Annotated in this window: 22 protein-coding genes and 1 riboswitch; of the genes, 2 read left to right on the top strand and 20 right to left on the bottom strand. The window is 41.7% G+C overall.

What is annotated here, in order from left to right:
* Window positions 1-326: 326 nt before the first annotated feature.
* On the top strand, window positions 327-1,826 hold the full coding sequence (locus G458_RS0109015) for a peptide MFS transporter (RefSeq protein WP_157359748.1): 1,500 nt from the start codon (window positions 327-329) through the stop codon (window positions 1,824-1,826).
* Between the two features lie 515 nt (window positions 1,827-2,341).
* Here G458_RS0109015 and G458_RS0109025 read toward each other — a convergent pair.
* The 9 genes from G458_RS0109025 to pdeM form a co-directional block, all read right to left on the bottom strand.
* Window positions 2,342-5,371, bottom strand: a complete 3,030-nt coding sequence (locus tag G458_RS0109025) for a TonB-dependent receptor domain-containing protein (protein ID WP_026951618.1) — start codon at window positions 5,369-5,371, stop codon at window positions 2,342-2,344.
* A 323-nt stretch (window positions 5,372-5,694) separates the two neighbouring features.
* Entirely contained in the window at window positions 5,695-6,036 is a 342-nt protein-coding gene (gene gldC, locus G458_RS0109030) for a gliding motility protein GldC (protein WP_026951619.1), read from the bottom strand.
* Window positions 6,037-6,092: 56 nt separating this feature from the next.
* The gene (locus G458_RS0109035) at window positions 6,093-6,752 is read right to left on the bottom strand and encodes a 3-oxoacid CoA-transferase subunit B (protein ID WP_026951620.1); all 660 of its coding nucleotides are present in this window, start codon (window positions 6,750-6,752) and stop codon (window positions 6,093-6,095) included.
* Between the two features lie 12 nt (window positions 6,753-6,764).
* Window positions 6,765-7,463, bottom strand: a complete 699-nt coding sequence (locus tag G458_RS0109040) for a CoA transferase subunit A (protein ID WP_026951621.1) — start codon at window positions 7,461-7,463, stop codon at window positions 6,765-6,767.
* Window positions 7,464-7,477: 14 nt separating this feature from the next.
* Window positions 7,478-8,401, bottom strand: coding sequence for a bifunctional riboflavin kinase/FAD synthetase (locus tag G458_RS0109045; RefSeq protein WP_026951622.1), 924 nt, complete (start codon window positions 8,399-8,401; stop codon window positions 7,478-7,480).
* A complete protein-coding gene (gene truB, locus G458_RS0109050) occupies window positions 8,388-9,071 on the bottom strand; it encodes a tRNA pseudouridine(55) synthase TruB (RefSeq protein ID WP_026951623.1) in 684 nt (227 codons plus the stop codon). The genes G458_RS0109045 and truB overlap by 14 nt, the downstream gene beginning before the upstream one ends.
* A gap of 35 nt (window positions 9,072-9,106) precedes the next feature.
* Entirely contained in the window at window positions 9,107-9,316 is a 210-nt protein-coding gene (locus G458_RS0109055; protein ID WP_026951624.1) for a DUF3098 domain-containing protein, read from the bottom strand.
* Window positions 9,317-9,319: 3 nt separating this feature from the next.
* Complete coding sequence (locus G458_RS0109060; RefSeq protein WP_026951625.1) at window positions 9,320-10,210, bottom strand: cell division protein FtsX; 891 nt, start codon at window positions 10,208-10,210, stop codon at window positions 9,320-9,322.
* Window positions 10,211-10,251: 41 nt separating this feature from the next.
* Window positions 10,252-10,914 (bottom strand): ligase-associated DNA damage response endonuclease PdeM, encoded by a 663-nt coding sequence (gene pdeM, locus G458_RS0109065; RefSeq protein WP_245579251.1) that lies wholly within the window; start codon window positions 10,912-10,914, stop codon window positions 10,252-10,254.
* Between the two features lie 82 nt (window positions 10,915-10,996).
* On the opposite strand from pdeM, the gene G458_RS0109070 reads away from it, so the two are divergent.
* Window positions 10,997-11,440, top strand: a complete 444-nt coding sequence (locus tag G458_RS0109070) for a DUF2147 domain-containing protein (protein ID WP_026951627.1) — start codon at window positions 10,997-10,999, stop codon at window positions 11,438-11,440.
* Between the two features lie 31 nt (window positions 11,441-11,471).
* Here G458_RS0109070 and G458_RS0109075 read toward each other — a convergent pair whose 3' ends face one another.
* From G458_RS0109075 to G458_RS0109125, 11 genes are all read right to left on the bottom strand, one after another.
* A complete protein-coding gene (locus G458_RS0109075; protein ID WP_026951628.1) occupies window positions 11,472-12,521 on the bottom strand; it encodes a homoserine O-acetyltransferase family protein in 1,050 nt (349 codons plus the stop codon).
* 7 nt (window positions 12,522-12,528) lie between these two features.
* Window positions 12,529-13,833 carry an O-acetylhomoserine aminocarboxypropyltransferase/cysteine synthase family protein gene (locus G458_RS0109080; RefSeq protein ID WP_026951629.1) on the bottom strand — a complete coding sequence of 435 codons (1,305 nt, stop codon included), beginning with the start codon at window positions 13,831-13,833 and terminating at the stop codon, window positions 12,529-12,531.
* Between the two features lie 170 nt (window positions 13,834-14,003).
* Window positions 14,004-14,112, bottom strand: a riboswitch (SAM riboswitch).
* Window positions 14,113-14,200: 88 nt separating this feature from the next.
* The gene (gene can / locus G458_RS0109085; protein WP_026951630.1) at window positions 14,201-14,842 is read right to left on the bottom strand and encodes a carbonate dehydratase; all 642 of its coding nucleotides are present in this window, start codon (window positions 14,840-14,842) and stop codon (window positions 14,201-14,203) included.
* On the bottom strand, window positions 14,839-16,380 hold the full coding sequence (locus G458_RS0109090) for a SulP family inorganic anion transporter (RefSeq protein ID WP_026951631.1): 1,542 nt from the start codon (window positions 16,378-16,380) through the stop codon (window positions 14,839-14,841). Before G458_RS0109090 ends, can begins: the two co-directional genes overlap by 4 nt.
* 98 nt (window positions 16,381-16,478) lie before the next feature.
* Window positions 16,479-17,813, bottom strand: coding sequence for an argininosuccinate lyase (gene argH / locus G458_RS0109095; RefSeq protein ID WP_026951632.1), 1,335 nt, complete (start codon window positions 17,811-17,813; stop codon window positions 16,479-16,481).
* Window positions 17,814-17,825: 12 nt separating this feature from the next.
* Window positions 17,826-18,896 carry a M20 family metallo-hydrolase gene (locus tag G458_RS0109100; protein WP_026951633.1) on the bottom strand — a complete coding sequence of 357 codons (1,071 nt, stop codon included), beginning with the start codon at window positions 18,894-18,896 and terminating at the stop codon, window positions 17,826-17,828.
* Entirely contained in the window at window positions 18,896-19,696 is an 801-nt protein-coding gene (gene argB / locus G458_RS0109105) for an acetylglutamate kinase (protein WP_026951634.1), read from the bottom strand. Before argB ends, G458_RS0109100 begins: the two co-directional genes overlap by 1 nt.
* Before the next feature lie 23 nt (window positions 19,697-19,719).
* Window positions 19,720-20,664, bottom strand: coding sequence for a Rossmann-fold NAD(P)-binding domain-containing protein (locus G458_RS0109110; protein WP_026951635.1), 945 nt, complete (start codon window positions 20,662-20,664; stop codon window positions 19,720-19,722).
* A gap of 20 nt (window positions 20,665-20,684) precedes the next feature.
* A complete protein-coding gene (locus G458_RS0109115; protein ID WP_026951636.1) occupies window positions 20,685-21,818 on the bottom strand; it encodes an aspartate aminotransferase family protein in 1,134 nt (377 codons plus the stop codon).
* Between the two features lie 100 nt (window positions 21,819-21,918).
* A complete protein-coding gene (gene argC / locus G458_RS0109120) occupies window positions 21,919-22,884 on the bottom strand; it encodes an N-acetyl-gamma-glutamyl-phosphate reductase (protein WP_026951637.1) in 966 nt (321 codons plus the stop codon).
* On the bottom strand, window positions 22,877-24,067 hold the full coding sequence (locus tag G458_RS0109125) for an argininosuccinate synthase (protein ID WP_026951638.1): 1,191 nt from the start codon (window positions 24,065-24,067) through the stop codon (window positions 22,877-22,879). Before G458_RS0109125 ends, argC begins: the two co-directional genes overlap by 8 nt.
* Window positions 24,068-24,095 lie beyond the last annotated feature (28 nt).

Here is a 24,095-nt window from a genome sequence, read left to right on the forward strand (position 1 = left end):
CTGAAAATTGTCTTCCCAAAATTAAGGAATGAATTTCAATCCAAAACAAAAAAAACCTCGAAATTTCGCTTTTCAATCGATTTCGAAGATCAATTTCGATAGAATAGAGCGGAAAAATTGAGAATTCCTTCAAATAGAAAATAATCAATAAGCGGAATTAAAGATTTCATAATTTTTCCTCCTTTTACGGCCTAGAAATCTTTGGAAACAAGGCCTAAAATGGCTTATCATTGTAAAATTTATAACAGCTAATCAATCACCACTTGGAAAATTTAAGTAATTCGGAATTTAAAGGAGGAACAGCCTTTGGACATCCCAAAGGACTGATGACTCTATTTTTCACAGAAATGTGGGAGCGCTTCAGTTACTATGGAATGCGCGCGCTATTGATTCTCTTTATGACAAAAGCAGTTGTCGATGGAGGATTGGGATTTGATGACAAAACCGCCGGAGCTGTCTATGGACTCTATACCATGGGCGTATATCTTTTGGCCCTCCCGGGAGGATGGCTGGCTGATCGACTTTTTGGGCTGAAGAAATCCGTTTGGTATGGGGGAATTATCATTGCCCTTGGACATTTCATGATGGCCCTCCCGGGAATTGAAAATTGGGTCAATGGAAGTAGCGGTCCCAAAGAATCACTGACTTCTTTGGACATTAATTCATTCTTCCTAGGATTGATTTTGATTGTTTTGGGGACGGGCTTACTGAAACCCAATATCAGCTCCATTGTAGGACAGCTTTATCCGGCAGGAAGCTCAAAGAGAGATGCAGGATTTTCAATTTTCTATATGGGAATCAATTTGGGTGGATTTATTGCTCCAATTGCCTGCTCAACCATGGCGGAATATGACATGCACCTTGGTTTTGGTTTGGCCGGTTTGGGGATGGTCTTCGGATTGATTCAATATAAGCTTACAGGTGGATCTTTGGAAGGATACGGTGAGGCTCCTTTGGTGACAAGCCAGGTGGAAATCCAATCTCAGAAAAAGCTCAGAACCAATACCACCATCGTTGGAGTTATTGTTGCCCTAATTGTTGGGGTACTTTTCACCGGAATTATTCCGATCGATGCGTCTGCCATCGCAGGTGCATCCGGTACTGTGATTGCAATTGTGGCGTTTGGATATTTGGGATACGTGATTGCTTTTGGGGGACTGAAGAAATCCGATAAAAATAAAGTTGGAGTTATTGCAGTACTTTTCCTTTTCTCGGCGATGTTTTGGTCTGGCTTTGAACAGGCAGGCTCTACTCTAAACCTCTTTGCAGAACGATTTACAGACCGAAATATTCTTGGTTGGGAAATTCCAACCGGGTACTTCCAATCCATCAACTCTCTATTCATTATCATTTTTGCACCATTCTTTGCCGCTCTATGGGTTTGGCTTGGAAGAATGAATCTTGAGCCCAGTTCTCCACTCAAATTCACCTTTGGACTACTTCTACTGGGACTTGGGTTCTTTGTCATGTATTTCGCTACCAAAATTGCCGCTTCAGGTGAATTGGCAGCGCCTAGCTGGCTGATCATTACATACCTACTTCACACCTTTGGTGAACTGAGTTTGTCCCCTGTAGGCCTGTCTTTGGTGACCAAATTGGCGCCAAATGGTTACGGCGGACAAATGATGGGCATCTGGTTCCTTTCAGTGGCTTTGGGTAATCTTATTGCAGGAATTGTCGCCGGAGAGGCCAGTGGGGGAACGGAAGAAGGTATAGCAGCGATGCCTGATCAATTTATGATGATTGTATATACTGTGATTGGTTCAGCTTTAATTCTATTCTTGGTGAAACCAATCTTGCGAAAAATGATGGGAGAGGTTCATTAACCCGGTTAGGATCAAGTGACTCTGGTCGATAAAGAATTTTAGAAAGAGCGGTTCAAGTTTGAGCCGCTCTTTTTTTGTCTAAATCCAAGCTGTAAAAGCATTTTTGAGTTTAGGGAAATTCCATAGTCAGCTCTTTTCATAGAAATGAAGAGGAGCCTTTTTTGATGGCGAGTATTTTATTTCCATTCTATATCATTCAAATGAAAAGAAAATCTCCTTATTCCATTGCTTAAATAGGGACGGTTCAAAAATTGATGACATTAGTCACTGTAGGCTATTCTTCGTCTAATCAGCCATTAGATTCTACATGTTCTTGAAAGAAAGCCCAATCACATCAATTTCTGTAATTAGGTGAACCTAAAAACATATCTGGTCACATGGATAGGGGAGATTAAATAGTATTGGATTTCTTCCTTGATTAGCTGTCAGCAAATCAAGGAAAAACCTTTGATCTAATTGAATAAAAAAAAGCCATTCCGAATGGAATGGCTTTAAGGTTGGTGGTTGTGAATTTCTTAATTCAAGAATTCGTCGAAAGTCAAGCTTACGTAGTACATAGTACCAACGGTTGGGTTACCCCAAGCCTGACGATATCCATCGCTAAACAGGTTGTTTCCACCCACTTTAAGGATTGATTTTAAGCTCTTCAGCTTGTAGCTGAATTGAGCGTCAAATGTACCAAATGCAGGCATTACAGATTTTTGCTGAGAGGATACAGATGGTCCAACGAAAGAAGATTGCCATACGAATTCACCCTGCCAACGATAAGCTAGCGCAAAGCCCAAGTTCTTCACGACTTCTCTGTTGGCGAAGTTCAGTACATATCTGTATTCAGGTGTGTTGAAAGAAGGCTGGAAGCCTGTCTCCGCAAAATCTTCCAAATTAGATAGAGTATTGTAAGATACATTACCGCCTAAGCTATATCCTTTTGGCAATTTATAATCCATTCCCAAAGCCCAGCCCCAAGACTTAATGATCTCGGTTCTATTTACTGGCATAGAGTAAACATTTCTGGTATTGGAAGAAAGAAGGTTCAATCCCAATGCAGATGCTGGACTGGATGGGTTGAAGTTTCTGTCTTGAATTAAAACCTGACCTCCGATAAAGTTTTCAAACTGGTTGAAATACACATAAGAATCCACCAACAATCGGTTAGCAAATAATCCTTTGTAGCCTATTTCGTAAGATTTAACTACTTCTGGCTTGAAAGAGGTTGGCTGGTATGCCACCTTCTTGTCCTGATTAGCCGCAGCGGCATTACCCGGAACTAATTGAGCTGCAATGGCTGGAACCAAAGTTGGAGCTAAAGCAGCAATAGCAGCTGGTGCCTGGCTAGCAGGGATTTGTCCGGCTTGTACCTGAGCAGTAACAATCGCAGTAGCCTGCTGAATTGCCAAAGTAGTTGCTTGTTGGATACTTGCTTGATAAACAGGTGAGTTAGGCTGGGTGTCAGCTAAGACGGCCGCTCCGAAGTTAGTTACAGTTGCAAGCGTATAAACTGGGTTGCCGGAGAAGTTGTATCTATCTCTGAAAAGAGGTAAACCACCAATCAATCTAGCCTGAGGAGTTACCAAGTCAATGTATTGATCCTGAGTAGTAGGGATTCTAAAGCCTGTCTGATAAGAAGCTCTGAAGTTGTGGTTTCCTACGGAATAAACACCGGAAACTCTTGGAGACCACTGTCCGTCGAAGTTCTCATTTTTGTCATATCGAATGGATGCGGTCAATTTGAATTTGTCGTCAAACAATCTTTTTGCACCTTGGAAATATCCACCGAATTCATTGATCAGGAATTCATCCCCATTTTCATCAGTTGCAAAAAGGGTCTTCTCTGAGTTAAGCTGATAGATCCGATAATTTGCACCAACGACAAAATCTGCCCAAGTGATGTCTTTGAACTGGTATGAACCTTCAAAGTGATACAGGTTGGTTTTGTCTACGAATTTGGCTCCAACACCACTTGCATCTCCTGGGATGGGTTTGGAAATCACTCTGTTTTTAGCAGCCAGGAATTCAGGAGAGCCGGGAACAAGTCTTCCCTGATCGGCAAACGCTCTTGCTGCCTGGTGGGCAGCATTTCCGGTAAGACCTCCTTGGAGTGCTTGTACGTAAGCTCCTACATACTGAGGGAACCAAACTGAACTTGGCTTCCATGCTTCATTGATCCCTTGAGCAGCAATACCTACAGCAAATGCATCACCTGATCTCTCCTGAGTGGTGTATGCTCTAAGAAACCAGTTTGCACCTCTTAACTCAGCCTTATATTGGCTTAGGTTGAAGTTTGCAATGGAATATCTGTCTGCACCGGTATAAACGGTCGTTCCGGATCCAATACTTCCCTGCAAAATAGCCTCAACTCGGTCGTTTATTCTATAATGCAAGGCTGCATTGAATTTGAGCGATTTGGTATTGTAGTCTGCAAGATCGGATTCTCTATATCCTGTTCTGGAAACAAAAGTCTGAGGAACTAAGGGTAGGGCAGCGGATGGAAGTGCTCCGGCTGCGATCATGGATTGGGCAATGCTATACATGTTCACATTGGTCTCATCTCCGTAAATATTTACTCCATTGTATCCAGGGTTATTGAGTATGGAACCAGATTCGATGGTAGAACCATTTAGCAAAGATTGATCTCTGAAGTCATTTGCCTGCCAATCATCAGCTCTCAAGTAGGCAAGGTTTACTTTGAAAGCGATTTTGTCATTGAATGCTTTAGCATATCTAACGCTGAAATCATAAAATCCTGTTCCTGCCTGAGTTCTGTTGGCTTCATTCATAAAGCCTGTTTTTACATTTGCAGACAATCCTTGATACTGGAATGGATTTTTAGAATTCATCAACAAAATACCATTGATGGCATTAGGTCCGTAGAGAGCAGATGAAGCACCTGGAAGCAATTCCACGCTTTCAAGATCCAGTTCAGAAATCCCCACAATATTACCAACAGAGAAGTTAAGACCTGGAGCCTGATTATCCATCCCGTCGATCATTTGTACGGTACGAACGTTTCCATTTGCATTAAATCCACGGGTATTGAAAGATTTAAAGGTCAGAGATTGAGTACTCATCTCCACGCCTTTTAAATTATTCAAGGCATCAAAGAAACTAGCCTGAGGTACTTCCCGAATGGCAATGATGTCCATTTTTTCTACTGAAACCGGGGATTTCATGATGCTTTCTTCAACACGTGAAGCTGAAATCACCACTTCTTGTCCCATGATAGAGGATTCCTCCAAGACGACGTTCAGATTAGAAACCCCTCCTGTAATTGCCACTTCTTTGGTGTTGTATCCCACCATGGAAAAGATTAGCGTAAAGGGAGGTTCTTGATTTACATTAAGTGAAAATTTTCCAGAAAGGTCTGTGATTGTACCAATCACTTTGCCTTTGACCAGAATGTTCACTCCCACTAAAGTCTCTTTAGTACTGCCATCAGTGACGGTACCTGAGATTGTGGTCTGGGCAAATACTGCAGTAGTTCCTAAGGAAACCAGCAGCACCAGTGGTAAAACTGATTGCCAGAATTTTCGAGTAAAATTTCTCATAGGCTATTGATGAATTTTTGTTATGGTGATTTGTAATTGACGGTTTTAGCTTACCAATTCCTCGAAATTTATAGTAAAAACCGAATTTTCAATCTTCTTTGACCGAAAAATAATCGGGGGAATTAATTCCAAAAAATAGCGCTAAATGGAAACTGGAGGTATTTTTAAATAAAATCCAAAACAATTAGTAGAATCTATTATCAAAAGTTAAACAAGGGGCTCATTTTATTAAAAATTCATAAATTAGTTAATTCTAGAATGTTTTTTATACTCCAAAAAAAAGACCTGACAAATCAGGCCTTTCTTTAATGAGTATTTCAAAATTAAGCGTTTTTGCTGTTCTCTTCGTTGACATGGCGAACCATCCGATCACATAGATCTTTCATTTCTTCTGCCATGAATTCATCACCGGTACTGTTGAGAATTGTCTGAGCCATTCCTCCGATAATATCAATGTAGAAACGCTTCATTTCTACTACAGACATTTCTTCTGTCCACAAATCAATTCGAAGAGTAGAGTGGTTTAAATTGTCCCAAACATTGACACTGATACTTTTGGTTGATTCCATGCCTTCGGCTTCTTTGTCTGAAGCATCCCATAAGATGTTTTTGGGGAGGTTGTTTTCGTCAAGTTCTACTTGAAATTTTATATCGGACTTTTTCATTCTTTGGATTTTTACTCGAAACCCGTTTTTCAGAATTCAGGTTCCCGTGGGCAAAATTAAGATAATCTCATTTCAGGAACTGAATCGGGAACGATCAATTTGCCTTCAGTTTTGGATTTAATTTCCTCGACACTCACTCCTGGAGCTCTTTCTTTTAATAGAAATCCTCCTTCAGGAAGAATCTCCAGTACGGCTAAATCGCTGACAATTTTCTTGACACACTTGATTCCGGTAATAGGAAGGGTGCATTTTGACAATAATTTTGACTGTCCATCTTTGGAGCAATGCTGCATGGCAACAATGATATTTTCAGCTGAAGCAACCAAATCCATAGCTCCTCCCATTCCTTTGACCATTTTCCCCGGAATCTTCCAATTGGCGATATCGCCATTTTCTGAAACTTCCATGGCGCCCAGTATGGTCAAATGAACATGACCACCTCGAATCATGGCAAATGACTCTGCAGAATTGAATAAGACCGAACCCGGAACCATGGTAATGGTTTGTTTTCCCGCATTGATCAAATCAGGATCAACCATTTCTTCGCTTGGAAAAGGACCAATTCCCAAAAGCCCATTTTCAGATTGTAAAACTACATCCAATGATTTGGGAATGTAGTTGGCTACAAGCGTGGGAATTCCAATTCCTAAATTGATATACTGCCCGTTTTGCACCTCTTGGGCAATTCGTTGGGCGATTTGTTCTTTGGTTAGCATTTGGGTTTCAGTTTAGGACTTGGTAATGGTTCTTTGCTCAATTCTTTTCTCGTAATTCTTTCCTTGAAAAATCCTCTGGACATAGATTCCCGGTGTGTGGATTTCATTGGGGTCCAATTCGCCTGCAGGAACCAGTTCTTCTACCTCAGCAATGGTTATTTTTCCGGCAGTTGCCATGATAGGGTTGAAGTTTCTGGCAGTTCCTTTAAAAATAAGGTTGCCTGCTGTATCTCCTTTCCAGGCTTTTACAATAGAAAAGTCTGCTCGAAGCCATTTTTCCATGAGGTATAGCTTTCCGTCAAACTCACGTAATTCCTTACCTTCAGCGACTTCAGTTCCTACACCTGCAGGAGTAAAAAAGGCAGGAATTCCAGCTCCTCCGGCTCTGACACGTTCAGCTAGAGTTCCCTGAGGTATCAAATCCACTTCTAATTCTCCGCTTAAGAGTTGACGTTCAAACTCAGCATTTTCACCCACGTAGCTGGAGATCATCTTTTTGACCATGCGTTTTTGGAGCAAAAGTCCAATTCCAAAATCATCAACGCCGGCATTATTTGAGACAATGGTAAGACCATTAATGTCTCTTTCTAACAATGCAGCTATGCAGTTTTCTGGGATCCCGCAGAGACCGAATCCTCCCATCATCAAAAAAGCATTGCTGGGAATATCCGCTACTGCCTCCCGGGCGTCTTTTACGGTTTTATTTATCATGGTTATTATTTGGGTTATAAGATGGATTTAGCAATTCTTTGATCTTTGGCCAGCTGATTTTTCAATTCATCCAAACTGTTGAATTTCTTCTCTTCACGAATAAATTCAATGAAATAAACAGTGATTTGTTTATTGTAGAGATCCCCCTGAAAGTCAAATAAATGTGCCTCCACGGTTTTGGATGTACCGTCCACAGTTGGTCTATTACCAATATTCAGCATTGCTTTATATAACAATCCGTCAATTTTGGCCTCTACTGCATAAACGCCGTCTCTTGGGATTAGTTTGTAGCTATTCGGAATATGGATGTTAGCTGTTGGAAAACCAATTGACCTACCAATTTGCTGGCCTTTGACAACCAATCCGTTCAGTTCGTAAGGCCTTCCAAGGTAGGCTGTAGCAGTTTTAATATCTCCCGACTCAAGTGCTTTTCGGATTTTCGTGCTAGAAACGCCGATTTCATCTACGTCCTGACGGGAGATTTCTTCCAACTCAAAGCCCAATGTTTTGCTATGATTTTGTAGGTATTCGAAACTCCCTTCCCGGTTCTTTCCAAACCGGTGGTCATATCCAATCACCAAGACTTTGGTCTGGATTTTATCGATCAGAACTTTTTGGATAAACTCTTCAGAGCTGAGTTGTGAAAACTCCTGAGTAAAGGGAATGGTGACCAAATGATCAATCCCAAACTGCCTCAGCAAATTCGCCTTTTCTTCAAAAGTGGATAGCAATCTAAGGTTGTGCTCATTAGGATAAAGGACTAATCTGGGGTGAGGCCAAAAAGTAATCAAGACGGTTTCCCCTTCTTTAGACCTGGCTATTTCCCGAATTCGCCCGATGATTTTTTGGTGTCCCAAATGGACCCCATCAAACGTTCCTGAGGTAACTACCGCATTGGAAATAGGATGAAAGTCTTCGAGTCCTTCATAGATTTTCATGGGGTCGGGCTTTTATTTCCTCTACCAAAATCATAAGATCTTTTGCTTCTGTGAGCCTGAATTCGCCGATTCGGGTTCGGCACAAAGCTTTTAAATAAGCTCCCACACCAAGAATTTCTCCTAAATCCCGGGCTAGACTTCGAATATAAGTTCCTTTGGAGCAGGAAATTCTAAAATCTACTTCATTGCCTTCAAATCGGGTAATTTCAAATTCACGAACCTGAACGGGTCTTGGATCCATTTTGACCTCTTTTCCGGCTCGCGCAGATTCATAAACTCGTTTTCCATCAACTTTGATAGCCGAATGCATGGGCGGAATTTGCATGATGTCTCCGGTAAGTTGATTTGCTACCGCTTTTACTTGCTCAAGCGTGATAAAGGAAGCATCAGCCACGGGAATTACAGGCTTTTCCAGATCAAATGATTCGGTGGTTGAACCAATTACAAAAGTCCCGGTGTATTCTTTTTCCTGACCCATGAACGTTTCGATCTGTTTGGTCATTTTGCTAGCACAAACGATCAAAAGACCAGAAGCTAAAGGGTCCAAAGTACCAGCATGGCCTACCTTTTTGATTCGGAGGGCGTTTCGGACCTTTTTTACTACATCAAAGGAAGTCCACTCCAATGGTTTATCAATCAGAAATACCTCTCCGTAAGGTTCTTGCTGCATGGGTTTAGTTTAATTTCCGAAATGGAAATGGGATACTAGTTTTTTTCTGCTTTGGCAAAAATGGCATAAAACTCAAAAATAAATCCAGCCAAGGTCACAATCGGTCCAATTGTCAAGCCTAAGACACCATTGCCATGGGGTTCTCCATCTAGGCTGATCAGGATAAAGCCCAAAATGATCATACCCAAACCGATCAGCATCAGTTTGTAATTTTTTGGAGAAAAGGGTAGGGGAGTATTGTTCATGGTTTAGTAAAGTTCGTCTAGAGACATATTCAAGTACTTATTCACTGCACGCAAGGTACTGAATACAGAGAGAATTCCACCGATCAAAATCAAGGCTCCAAACAGAATAAGCAGCATTTCGAGATTTTGAAGCATGGCAAAGCCTTCAATATTGGATTTGGTGTATTCCACCAAGCCAAACAAAATGGCCGATGCGACAGCACCTGCAATCATCCCAAAAATCAAAGCCCGTATTAAAAACGGTTTTCGTATAAATCCCCGGGTGGCACCGACCAATTGCATAGATCGGATAAGGAATCTCTGGGAAAATAGAGCCAGGCGAATAGTATTGTTAATGAGCATAACCACCGTAATGATCAGAATGAGAATAAAACCTCCCATTACAAGGCTGACCTTTAGTAGATTCTTGTTGATTGAATCCACCAAATCTGTCATGTAACTCACCTCAAAAACTCCAGGGATAGTTTCAAGATCTTTGGCAATAGTCTCTAATTGCTCAGAGGTTTGAAACTCTTCAGAAATCGAAATCACATAACTGTCACGAAGCGGATTGTCTTCCAGGAATTGAGTGAAATCCTCTCCTGTACTTTCTACAAAAGTAGCGGCAGCTTCCTCATCTGAAATGAATCGGATGCCTACGGTATCCGCTTTGCTGAGTACAAAAGGTCTTCCTTTCAGAGTGTTTCCTATTTCTTTCAATTGTGATTCTTCCAGATTTTTTTCCAAGAAAACCTGGATTTCAATGTTTTCCCGGATCATTTTGGTGAGAGATCTGGCTTGAATCAAGATCACCCCGAATAAGCCTACGATAAAAAGTGAAAGTGTGGTGCTGAACAGTACGCTACCAAATTTGAAATGTCCTAAAGTTTTTTTCTGCCTGTTTGGGTTAGCCATAGTTGGGAAGTTCTTGTCAAAAATAGAAAAGCCAAGGGGATTTAACCAATCGATGTGCCAGAAAGGACAGGAATGATTTTTTGACCTGAAATTCCCCAAATTTGATCCTGATTTTTGGGTTTCAGGGAGATTGCACCTGTAAAATTCCCAAAGCTAGGAAGTGTCAAAACCCTCCCTGAAAGATGAAAGCAGGGGACTTTTACAGACTGTCTTGCTTTTCCTCTCAAGGAAATTCCGGGATGAATGTGGCCGCATACATTGAGATAGCCTTCTTCCACCAATTCCATAGGCTCATGGGAAAGTATGAAGGCTCCAATTTTCATGGGTTTTTCATGAATTCTTAAAATGGACTGCGTATAGGCAATAGGAGAAAGGATATCGTGGTTTCCTTTCACCAGGTGAAATTGGGTTCCCATGAACCTTCCCAAAAATGAATTCAGTCTTGGCCACTGTTCATTCCAGTCACTGTGAAATAAATCCCCCAAAAAGTAGGTGTGTACAGGCCTTAGGGCTTGATGCAGCTTTTCCAATCTCTCCAGATCTGTGAAATGAACAGGCTCTGGGATTGGTATTCCTGCTTTTCTAAAATGGGCAGCTTTCCCAAAATGAAGATCAGCAATCAGTAAGGATTTCAACTTATTGATCCACAAAGCTTTTTCACTTAACATCTCCAGGGAGAATCCTTCAAACACTAGTTGAGGCACAATTTTTTGTAATTTTTCCGAGCAAAATCTAAAAACAATTTCAAATCTAGGCGTATTTAGCGATATCAACCCTTATTTGTTTATGAAAATGAGAAACCTCAGTTTGACACTTCTGACATTCCTTTTGTTGGGTATGGCTCAAGTCTTTGCCCAATCAGAAAGCTCGATTTTGGGCGTTTGGTACAATACCGAGAAAACAGCCCAAGTTGAAATCATCAAAACCGGTTCAGAATTTATCGGAAAAATTATTTGGTTAAAAGAACCTATTCGGGATGGTAAGCCGGCTACTGATAGGGAGAATTCTGACCCAAAACTAAAAACCAGACCCTTGATGGGATTGAATATTCTGGAGGGCTTGAAATACTCTGCAGGAGTTTGGAAGGGAGGGGAGATCTACGATCCCAAGTCTGGAAAGACTTATTCCTGTGAGATCAAGTTAAAATCACCGGAAATACTAGAAGTGAAAGGTTACATAGGATTCTCTTTTGTCGGCAGGACAGTGGAATGGACCAAGGTTAAAAAATGAAAACAGCGGGAATTTCCCGCTGTTTTCATTTTTAGTGTTCCAAATAAAAGGATTGAAGGATATAAGCCAATTGCTCAAACTCGATCAGGAATGCATCATGACCTGCAGTAGAATTAATTTCCTTATAGGTGCCTCGTTTTACTTTTCTACTGATTTCCTGAGATTCAGAAGGTAAAAAAAGGAGGTCTGAATTTACTCCTATGGTCAACACTCTAGCCTCAATTTGAGCCAAAGCCTTGTCCACTCCATTTCTTCCTCTTCCTAGATCATGGCAATCCATGGTTTTGGAAAGCACCCAATAGGACAAGGCATTAAACCTCTTAGAAAGCTTTTGCCCCTGATATCTTAAATAAGAACTTGCACGGAAATTATCCAGTTTTTCCTCATTTTCAGCCTGTTTACGAGCTAAATCATCGGGGTGACGATAACTTAACATCGCAATGGCTCGAGCTGTGGATAGGCCGGTTTTTCCCGCATCCTCATGTTTTTCTCCCCAAGTGCAATCAGATTCTATGGCCATCCGTTGGGTTTCATTAAACCCGATCACCCAAGGTGATGTCTTAGCTGTTGAGGCCAAAATCACAGCATTGTCGAGTTTTTTGCCAAGGGTGTACGCCCATTCCAAAACAACCTGACCTCCTAATGAACCTCCGATCAAGGTATGAATCTTTTCAAGCCCAAGGTGAATTCTCAATCTTTCCAAGCTGGCAGCCAGATCCCTTGGAGAAATGTGAGGGAAGTCATAGAAATAAGGCTCTCCGGTTTCTGGATTGACGCTGAATGGATTGGTAGATCCGTAATTGCTTCCTAAGAGATTGGCACAGATGATGAAATGATTGGAAGGATCAAAAAACTTATCCTCTCCGATCAAACCACTCCACCATTCTGCAGCTTTGGAATCCCCGGTAAGAGCATGGATTACCCAAATGACATTGGACTTATCCCGATTCAACTGACCATATGTGGTGTACGCCAGATCAAATTGACTGAGAGATTCTCCGGATTCTAAATTTAAAGGGCTTTCAGAGTGGAAAATTTCATGTGTCATGGTAAAGTCCGCGAATTCGCTGATTAGATTCATTCAATAATTAAAGTTTTTCAAAAGCCTGCTGAAGGTCTGCTTTTAAGTCCTCGATATGCTCTATGCCTATAGAAAGCCTCAATAAAGTAGGAGTGACGCCAGCAGCTTTTTGCTCCTCATCGCTCAATTGCTGGTGAGTCGTGGCTGAAGGTTGGATGATCAATGTTTTGGCATCACCTACATTTGCCAAATGCGATATCAACTGAAGGTTATTGATTACTTGAGATGCAGCTGCCTTATCACCTTTGATTTCAAAACTCAAAACTCCTCCAAATCCATTTTTCAAGTATTTTTTGGCTAGTGAGTGGTAAGGTGAGCTGTTTAATCCAGGGTAATTTACTTTAGAGACTTTCGGATGATTTTCCAGCCATTTAGCGATTTCTAAGGCATTGTCCACAGTCCTTTGGACTCTCAGCGAAAGCGTCTCCAGACCTTGGAGTAAAAGGAAAGAATTGAAGGGACTGATCGCTGGACCAAAATCCCGAAGACCTTCCACTCTAGCACGGATTGCAAAGGCGATATTGGGTAATCCCAGGGGATTGTTTTCTCCAAAAACCTCCCAAAAATTCAATCCATGATAGCCTTCTGAAGGCTCTGAAAATTGCGGAAATTTTCCATTTCCCCAGTTGAAATTACCTGCATCGATTATGACTCCTCCTATGGAAGTGCCATGGCCTCCAATCCACTTGGTGGCAGAGGCAGTTACAATATTTGCCCCGTGAGCAATAGGCTGAAAAAGGTATCCGCCTGCCCCAAAGGTATTGTCCACAATCAAAGGGATACTATGTTTTTTACCTAAAGCAGCGATGGCTTCAAAATCCGGAATATTGAATTCTGGGTTTCCAATGGTTTCGAGGTAAATAGCCTTTGTTTTGTCATCAATCAGCTTTTCGAAGGCTTCCGGTGAATCTCCTTTGGCAAAACGAGCTTCGATTCCGATTCTTTTAAATGCTACTTTGAATTGATTGTAGGATCCTCCATAAAGGAATGAGGTGGAAACAAAATTGTCTCCAGCTTGGAGAATATTATTCAGCGCAATAAACTGCGCCGCTTGTCCTGAACTTGTTGCCAGTGCTGCAACACCTCCTTCTAGGGCAGCAATTCTTTGTTCGAAAACATCCGTGGTAGGATTCATTATCCTGGTATAGATGTTTCCAAATTCCTTAAGCCCAAACAGATTTGCGCCATGTTCGGCACTGTTGAAAACATAAGAAGTGGTCTGATAAATCGGAACGGCTCTTGAATTAGTCGTAGGATCTGGGCTTTGTCCAGCATGGAGCTGAAGCGTTTCAAAACGATAATTGGTAGACATGAAATTTAGGTTTAGGTTAAGTAAAAGAAAATTGATAGGAGAAGTCAATAAGCAAATCGAAGCCTGCGTGACTCGGAAATGAGGAAAAGCAAAACGCGGATGGATTCCCTTAGGAATACTATAGTGCCAGGAAAGTAAAGGGAAGTAAATTGCTTGTTCATTATGCAAGGAATTTATAGTTCCGAATGAGACCATCTCATTCGGCAGGAATTGGCACCTTGGATTTTCCAGGTTGCCAGAGGGTCTTAGAGCCTGTCTCTCGCCTCTTCTTTATAAATCCTTACACCAAAAAGTGAAAGGATAGGACAAATAAAAAGCCCGAATCTTTAATATCAAAATTCCGGGCTTAAAAATATCTCAATGAAATCTACAACTCATCTTCCAAATACCTGAAAATCGGCGGTATATTTTCCATGTCTGCTTTTATAGTAATCAATTCTTTCACAAGCCCATCATCAAGTCCATAGACCCATCCATGAACATGCGGAGCTTTTCTGTCTCTCCATGCTTTTTGGATAATGGAGGTCTTTATCAAATCCTGACATTGTTCTAAGACATTCAGTTCCACCAAACGATCTACCTGAGCTTTATGATTCTTGATAGAATCAATTTCTTCTTGGTGCATTCTATACACTTCTTTGATGTTTCTCAGCCATTTATTGATCAGGCCAAAACTATGATTGCCAAGGGCAGCTTCTACACCACCGCAGCCATAATGTCCACAAACAATGATATGTTCGACTTTTAATACATCCACGGCATATTGCAAAACCGATAGCAGATTGAGGTCCGTATGAACCACCATGTTTGCAATATTTCGGTGTACAAAAATTTCACCGGGATCCGTGCCAGTTACTTCGTTGGCGGGTACTCGGCTATCTGAACATCCAATCCATAGGAATTTTGGTTTTTGCTGGTTAGCCAGCCTATGGAAAAAATTTTTGTCATGCTGTATTCTTTCAACAGACCATGCTTTATTTTGAAGTAGGAGTTTTTCGTAAGGTTTCATAGTGTTTCGGTAAATTCGTAATCGTATCCTTGAATAGTAATTTCAATATTTTTGGAATATCCAGATTCAATGAAATCATCCAAGACTTCTCGGATGTCATTATCTATAAAGTTAGCTCTAGTAGCATCAATTATCACATTGCACCCTTCAGGTATTTGTTCGATTTTTTTAAGTAAAAATGCTTTATTCAGGAAAGAAACATCTTTGTGCAATCGAATCAGATAATTTCCATGATGCTCAGTCATGGAAATGGCTCTTTTGAAGTTGGTTTTGATCACGAAGAATAATCCGAACACCATTCCTATTCCAATTCCAAGCAACAGATCAGTAAATAAGATAGCCAATACAGTCACCAGAAATGGGATGAATTGATCCCAACCTTTTTCATAAGAATTAATGAAAATCTTGGGTTTGGCAAGCTTGTAGCCTACTACAAATAAAACTGCCGCTAAACAGCTCAATGGAATCTTGTTCAATATTCCCGGAATAGAAATAATCAGAATAATCAACAAAAACCCGTGTAATATCGCAGAGAGCTTTGTTTTGGACCCAGCAGCAATGTTTGCTGAGCTTCTTACAATTACAGCGGTGACCGGCAATCCGCCAATCAGTCCACTTACTGTGTTGCCAATGCCTTGCGCAACTAATTCTCTGCTTGCTGGTGTGATCCTTTTTTTGGGATCCATTTTGTCGGTAGCATCGATACAGAGAAGTGTTTCTATACTTGCTACCACTGCAATCGTGAACGAAATAATCCAAAAGTTTGAACTCAAAATCATCCCGAAATCAGGGAATGTTAAAAGATTTCCAAATTCTTGAATAGAACCTACTACAGGGATTGTTACGAGATGCTCATTATCTAATTGCCAACTTGGAATCCATTTGCCATAAGCTAGATTGATCAAAATTCCCGAAATAACTGCCCATAAAGCGCCAGGAATAACTCCAAAGATGGAGTGGTTTTTGATTTTCGGGATTTCAAAGGCCAACAAAATCCCCAATGCCACCAATACGATTGGAATAGCTCCAGGGCTGTAATATTGAATTGCATACCATATTTCGGTAAAAGTATTATGCTCATCGGCTTGTAAAAAAGCCTCATCTCCCATGGTGTCCTTGTCATACCCAAGTGCATGTGGGATTTGTTTCAATATTAGAATCAATCCGATAGCAGTGAGCATTCCTTTGATTACAGAATGAGGGAAAAAGTAACTTAAAACCCCTCCTTTAAGAAAACCAATTCCCATTTGAATGAGTCCGGCAACAACTACCGTAGCCAAAAACAACTCGAGAGTTCCAAGCGAAGAAATGGAGTCGAGTACAATCACAGTCAATCCTGCAGCCGGACCACTGACACTGACATGAGAACCTGAGAAAGAACCTACAACAATTCCTCCAACAATCCCTGCAATGAGGCCAGCCATAGGTGGGGCCCCACTCGCTACGGCGATGCCAAGACAAAGTGGTAAGGCCACTAAAAATACTACAAGACTGGATTTAAGGTCATACTTTAGATTTGAACCTAAAAGATTATTCATAGGGCGCTGGCGGGTTTTTTGAATATCTAAAAAGATATCCTTTTAAAATACCTAATTCCCTTGAATCTTTCCAGAAAATCGACAGAATGACAGTAATTCTAGACCAAAAGCTTAGAAATTGCTTTTAAAATCGATTCAAAATCAAAAGAATCTATGGATCGATCCATTTTGGCTTTGATCTCATCAGTACAAAGGTTTCCGATACTTCCTTCGTGCTGGTGATTGATTTTACCTTGGTCTGGAGCAAAATGATCCGCCTCGATATCCAGGCCTACTTTCTTATATGCATCTCGGAAAGGCATGCCCTGAAGTACCAAGTCATTCACCACTTCTACTGAGAATAGGTGCTTGTAAAAAGAGTCCTGGAGAATATTTTCCCTAATCTTGATGGATTTCAGCATAAAAGTACTCATGCTCAGACAGCTCGATAGACTTTCGATAGCAGGAAAAACCTCTTCCTTGAGCAACTGCATATCGCGGTGATATCCTGTGCTCATATTGGTCAATAAATAGCCAATAGAATTGGGAACAGATTGGATCTGATTGGTTTTAGCCCGAATTAATTCAAATACATCCGGGTTTTTCTTGTGAGGCATGATACTGCTACCGGTGGTCAAATCATCCGGAAAAGAAATAAATGCAAAATGCTGGTTCATAAACAAGCAAACATCTGTGGCCAGCTTGTTTAATGTTCCTGCAATTCCAGCCAAGGCAAACCCTAAAGTTCTTTCAGTCTTTCCCCGACTGTTTTGGGCATTAATTACATTATGGTGCAAATCTCCAAATCCCAAAAGGCGTGTGGTCAAAGTTCGGTTGAGCGGAAAGCTTGAGCCATACCCTGCTGCGGAACCCAAAGGGTTTTTATTGCTAAGATCGAAAGCGGCTTTCAACAAATTCATGTCCTCAGCTAATCCCTCGGCAAAAGAACTAAACCAAAGCCCAAAAGAGGACGGCATTGCCAATTGCGTATGGGTGTATCCAGGCATCAAATCGTCTTTGTGCTTTTCAGATAGCTCGATCAGAAGATCAAAAAGTTCTTTGGATTCTTCTACAATTCCTTGAATAGCAGCGCGGTAATAGAGCTTTAGATCCACCAGAACTTGATCATTTCGGCTTCTTCCACTGTGTAGTTTTTTGCCTACCTCACCAAATCTCTCTGTGAGAAGAAACTCCACTTGGGAGTGAACATCTTCCACACCCGGAGCAATACTGAATTTTCCCTGCTCGATTTCGAAATATATCTCCTTTAGTCCTTTCTGTAGAATTTCGTTTTCTTCTTCTGTCAAAAGACCTATTTGAGCTAACATATGAGCATGAGCCATGGAGCCCAACACTTCAAAAGGAGCCAGGATGATATCGAATTCAGGATCCCTTCCAATGGTGAATTGTTCCACTTCTTTCTTGCTGCCGGTGGCTTTTTGCCAAAGTTTCATGAGAATTTCTTTTTAGCTGAGTTCAGCGTATTTATTGAGAATTGAGATATAGCCTTGGATTCCTTTTTTGATTTCTTCCAGAAAAATGAATTCATCGGCACTATGAGATCTAGCGGAATCCCCTGGACCAATCTTGACAGAAGGCCAAGGAATCAAGGCCTGATCTGAAAGGGTAGGGCTACCGAAGGTTTCTAAGTCTAGGGCATCTGCTACCCGATACATCAGGTGGTTTTCAGGTAAATGAGAGGATTGCAGTCGGAGAGATCTCGGATGAAGCTCCGCCTTAAGATTCGCCTGAAGTTCTTCCAATGCCCCTTCCAAAGTATAAGCATCAGTTACTCGCACATCCAAAGTGTATTCACATAGATCCGGTACCACATTGTGTTGCTGGCCTGCTTTGATGACCGTGCAGGAAACTTTGGTTCTTCCTAGGAATGGAGAAGTCTTTGTAAACTGGAAGTTTCTAATCTCCTCCAAATCTTCCAAGGCCAAATAAATCGCATTTATTCCTTCCTCTCGGGCCGCATGACCGGCTTTTCCTTTGATTTTGGCATCTATTACCAAAAGACCTTTTTCTGCCACAGCCAACCTCATTTGTGTAGGTTCTCCCACGATTGCCAATTCAGCCTCTGGCAAAGTAGGAATGAGTGAGGCAATTCCATTGGGGCCAGAAATTTCCTCTTCCGCAGAGGCAATCATCAGTAAGTTATACGGAAGGTCTTTTCCTATAAAATGACAAAAACAGGCAATTAAACTCACCAATGGCCCTCCTGCATCATTACTGCCTAATCCGAATAGCTTCCCATTTTCATAGGTTGGAGAAAACGGATCTTTGGTATATCCGGAATTTGGTTTCACGGTATCGTGATGGGAATTAAGCCAGACTGTGGGAAGGACGGGGTTATATTCCGAGGCGAATGCCCAAATATTGTTTCCTGAGCGATGTGTTTCCACACCTTTTTCTGTCAAAAAATTTTGAATCAGATCTGCAGTTTTGTTTTCTTCCTTGGAAAAAGAAGGGATTCTTATCAGATTCTCCAACAATTGAGCTGCTTCTTGGTATAGATTTCCAAAATCCGTCATCAGTATAAATCGTATCGGTGACGCTCTATGGTTGTTCCAGATAGTTTGCCTTTTGCAGCCTGAAGTAAGTTTTCCGCTTTCCCAATCCATACATGATGCACGCCTTTTTCCAGGGCAGCAAATGCATTGTCCAACTTAGGAATCATTCCGGAATGGATGACATTTTCCTTTCTCAATTCTGCGTAAATGTCCTCGTTGATCAATGGAATGATGGAGCTGTCATTTTTCTCATCGATCAGCACTCCGCTTTTGTTAAAGCAAAAATAGAGCTTGACGTGGTGATCTTTTGCCAAGCTTGTCGCTAAAGCGGAAGCAATAGAATCTGCGTTGGTATTGAGCAATTGACCCTTTTTGTCGTGGGTGATCGCGTTGATCACGGGCTGAAGACCCGCGTTCAATAGGGTGTCCAATAGCTTAGAGTTTACTTCCTGAATATCACCTACAAATCCATAATCTATGCTTTTGACAGGTCTTTTGATGGATCTTATCAGATTTCCATCTGCACCAGTCATTCCGATGGCATCGACTTTTAGAGATTGGAGCTTGGCTACGATGTTTTTATTGATCAAGCCTGCATAGACCATGGTCACAATGTCCAGCGTGTCCTTGTCCGTAATTCTTCTTCCGTCGACCATTTCCGGCATGACTCCCATGCTTTCACCAAATCTGGAAGCCAATACTCCGCCTCCATGAACCAGGATTTTATGCCCCGGAAATTTGGCAAATAAGGCAAGGAACTCATCCAACTTCTCCGGGAAGTCGATGACATTTCCTCCGATTTTGATGATTGATATTTTCATAGGTTTGAGTGTTTCAGGATAGATTATCCCAAGATTTTGCTGATTACAGCTTGGGCTGCATAGATTCTATTTTCAGCTTGTTTTTGAACCAATGATCTGGAGCTATCCAGGATTTCGTCAGACAATTCCAGATTTCTTCTCACGGGAAGGCAGTGCATGACTTTGGCTTCTGGAGCTTTGGCAAGGTGATTTTCTGTGAGCATCCAGCGAGAATCTGTGGAAATGATTTTTCCGTAGTCATTGAATCCAGACCAGTTTTTCACATAAACGAAGTCAGCGTCTTTTAAGGCCTTGGCTTGGTCGTATTCAATGGTTGCTCCTTTGGTGAAAGCTTCGTCCAATTCATATCCTGCCGGATGAGTGATAGTCAGATCATGTCCCATTCCAAGTGACCACTCTGAGAAGCTATTAGCTACCGCATGAGGAATCGCTTTGATATGTGGGCCCCAGGTCAATACAACCTTAGGCTTCTTTTTTCCAGCCAAATGTTCCTGAATGGTGATTTGATCTGCAAGACTTTGTAAAGGGTGTCTGGTAGCTGATTCCAGAGAAATCACTGGAATGCCACTGTATTTGATAAACTGCTGTATGGTAAAATCGGCCACATCTTCTTCTTTGTGGGTCAAAGATGGAAAAGCGCGAATAGCCAAAATATCAAAATAAGTTCCCAAAACGCCTGCTGCATCTTTGATATGCTCGACTGTGGATTTGTTCATGATGGCTCCTTCTTTCATTTCCAAAGCCCAGCCTTCTTTATCCATATTCAGGACAATGGCTTCCATACCGAGATTTTGCGCAGCTATTTGAGTAGAAACCCGAGTTCGTAGGGAAGGATTAAGGAAAATACAACCTATGCGTTTGCCCTGGCCTTTGGCTGCATCTAGCAGCGGGTTGGCCTTGTAGGCTAAAGCTAGATCGATAAGCTCTTTTCCTAATTCTAAAGATTCAAATTGTGTAAATAACTTCATCAAATTGGAGTTCTTGATTCTCAATTACTGAGAATTTCTTTTAATGCGACCAAAAACGAATTTAACTCATTCCATTCTACAGACAAAGGAGGAAGCAGACGAATCGTTTGCTTTCCAGCTGCAGAACCAGTGAAAATATGGTATTTATTTACTAATTCAGAACGAACAGGTCCTGCATCACGGTCCAAGTCTATCCCGATCATCAAACCAATGCCGCGAACCTCAACAATTCCCGGAATAGCTCCGAGTTCCTTCATTAGCTTGTCTCCCAACTCTTGTGCTTTTGCTTGAAGGTTTTCTTTTTCAAGTACTTCCAAAACTCCAAGGGATGCAGCACAAGCCAAGTGGTTTCCTCCAAAAGTAGTTCCTAATAGACCATAGCTAGCCTTAAATTCAGGAGCAATCAACACCCCGCCAATTGGGAATCCATTTCCCATCCCTTTGGCCATGGTTATGATGTCTGGTCTAACGCCTCTTGCCCATTGATAAGCAAAAAACTTACCGGTACGTCCAAAGCCAGACTGGACTTCATCCAATATCAATTTGGCTTCATACTTCTTCGAAAGAGAGGACAGACCTTGCAAAAATTCAGGGGAAGGAACTTGGATTCCACCTACTCCCTGAATGCCTTCTATGATTATCCCTGCAATCGAATTGCTTTTCAAAACCTCTTCTACAGCATCCAGGTCATTCCATGGGAGAATATGGAAATCCGTTCTTTCGTTGCAAGGAGCTACGATTTTTGGATTGTCGGTTAATGCGACAGCTCCTGAAGTCCTTCCATGAAAAGAACCGGTGAATGCGATAAAACCTGATTTTCCGGTTGCAAATGAGGCCAATTTGATGGCATTTTCATTTGCCTCTGCACCCGAATTGACCAAAAACAACTGATAATCCGGAAGGCCGGATAATTCACCGAGTTTGGACGCTAATTCTTGTTGGATAGGGATTTGGATGGAGTTGGAATAAAACCCCATTTGATCCAGTTGATCCTTGATCCGTTTTACATAGTGAGGGTGGGTATGTCCGATGGATATCACCGCATGACCCCCATAAAGGTCTAAATATTCCTGTCCTTTTTCATCCCATAGCAAGCTTCCATGGGCTTTCACCAAAGTCACCGGAATCAAAGGATATACGTCAAATAGATTCATCTGGAAATGCTAATTTCGAAGTACGATTTAAAGCTTTATTATTTCGGATTTATGATTTATGATTTCGGTTTGTTCGAAATCGGGAATCCCATTTCCGATATCAGAAAGCAATTGATTTTAGGTTTAACCCCAATTTTTCATCCAGGCCAAAGGCTAGATTAAAGTTTTGCACAGCTTGCCCTGACGCTCCTTTCAGAAGGTTATCAATAGCAGAATGGATCACCAATTGTCCGGCTTCTTTTTGGACGTGTAGGATACATTTGTTGGTATTGACTGCCTGCTTCAAATCGATGTCCTGCGTAGAAACGTGGGTAAAAGCTGCATCGTGATAAAATCCTTGATACACTTTCACTGCTTCCTCTGCAGTGCCCTCAAAAGGAAAATAGGCGGTCACCCAAATTCCTCTGGAGAAGTTACCTCGGTAAGGGACAAAGAGCAATTCTGAACCGAAGTCAGAACTCAGCTGCCTAAAGGTTTGCCTGATCTCTTTTAAATGCTGATGGGTAAAAAGTTTATAAACCGACATATTACCTGTTCGGTAGCTAAAGTGGGATGTCTCCGCCAATTTCTTTCCGGCTCCGGTAGAACCGGTAATTCCGGAAATATGGACGGCATCTTTGACCCAACCTTTTGCAATGGCTGGGGCCAAAGCCAGTTGGATCCCTGTGGCGAAACAACCAGGGTTGGCGATCTTTTTTGAGTTCTTTATTTTGCCAGCATTGACCTCCGGAAGGCCATAGGTAAAGCCATTGGACTCGTCCCGAAAATCCGTGGATAGGTCAATAATAACTGCATCTGGCGAAAAGGGATGTTTTTCAAGAAAACCCTTGGTCTCGCCATGAGGCAATCCCAAAAATACGGCATCAACTTCCATAGGAACTTGATCTGTAAATTCCAGTTCGCAATCTCCGATCAAGTCGGGATGAACCTCAGCTACTTTTTTTCCTTTTTGACTATTGGAATGTACACAAACCAACTCGCAGGCAGGGTGGTGGACCAAAATCCGGAGAAGTTCTCCTCCGGTATATCCTGCGGCACCGATGACAGCGGTTTTGATTTTAGTCATCGCTGTTCACTTTATGGAAGATGGCTGTTTGGTTACCCAAAATTCGGGTAAATCCTTTTACATCTTCTCCGGTATATCCCTTATTCATTTCTCCATAGCTGCCAAACTTGGAGGACATCAAATCATGGGCTGAGGTGATTCCCAACAAGGTGAAGTGGTAGGGTTTCAACAATACACGAACTTCTCCAGTCACAAATTCTTGGGTGCTGGAAAGAAATGCTTCCAGATTTCTCATGACAGGATCCAAGTAGTGGCCTTCATGTAAATGGTTGCCATAGAATTCGGAAAGTTGATTTTTCCAGAACATCTGCCACTTGGTCAAAGTATGTTTTTCCAGCAATTGATGTCCTTTAATGATGATAATCGGTCCGGCAGCTTCAAATCCAACGCGACCTTTGATCCCGATGATGGTGTCACCTACGTGGATATCACGGCCGATTCCATAAGGAGCCGCCAAAGCTTGAACTTCCTGGATAGCATCCACTGGATTTCCATAGTTGACTCCATTCACACCTTTCAATTCGCCTTTTTCAAAAGAAAGTCTAATTTCTTTCGGCTCGGTTTCGGATACTTGGGTTGGCCAAGCTTCTTCTGGTAGAAATTCGGAGGACGTCAAGGTTTCCTTTCCACCCACAGATGTTCCCCAAATTCCTTTATTGATAGAATAGGCTGCCTTTTCGAAGTTCATGGAAACGCCATGTTTCTTCAGGTATTCGATTTCCTCCTGACGGGAAAGTTTCAAATCCCGGATCGGAGTGATGATTTCTATATCTGGAACAATCGTCTGGAAAATCATATCAAATCTCACCTGATCATTTCCGGCTCCTGTAGATCCATGCGCAACGGCTTTAGCACCGATTGATTTAGCATATTCTGCCAATGACTTAGCTTGAAGGATCCTTTCAGCAGATACAGATAGGGGGTAGGTAGCGTTTTTCAGTACGTTTCCAAAGACCAAATATTTGATCACCTCCTGATAATAGGTGTCTACTACTTCCAAAATAGTGAATGAAGCAATGCCCAGACTTTTGGCTCGGGTTTCAATAGTTTCCAGTTCTTCTTTGGAAAACCCGCCGGTGTTAACCAAAACTGCATGAACCTCATAGCCCAAATCTTTGGAAAGGTGCAGTGCACAAAAGGTGGTATCTAAGCCTCCACTATAGGCTAAAACTACTTTTTTCATTTTTTAATAGGTTTATTCCCTTGGGAAA

Origin of the sequence: Algoriphagus mannitolivorans DSM 15301, assembly GCF_000429425.1 — a bacterium.
GTDB lineage: Bacteria > Bacteroidota > Bacteroidia > Cytophagales > Cyclobacteriaceae > Algoriphagus > Algoriphagus mannitolivorans.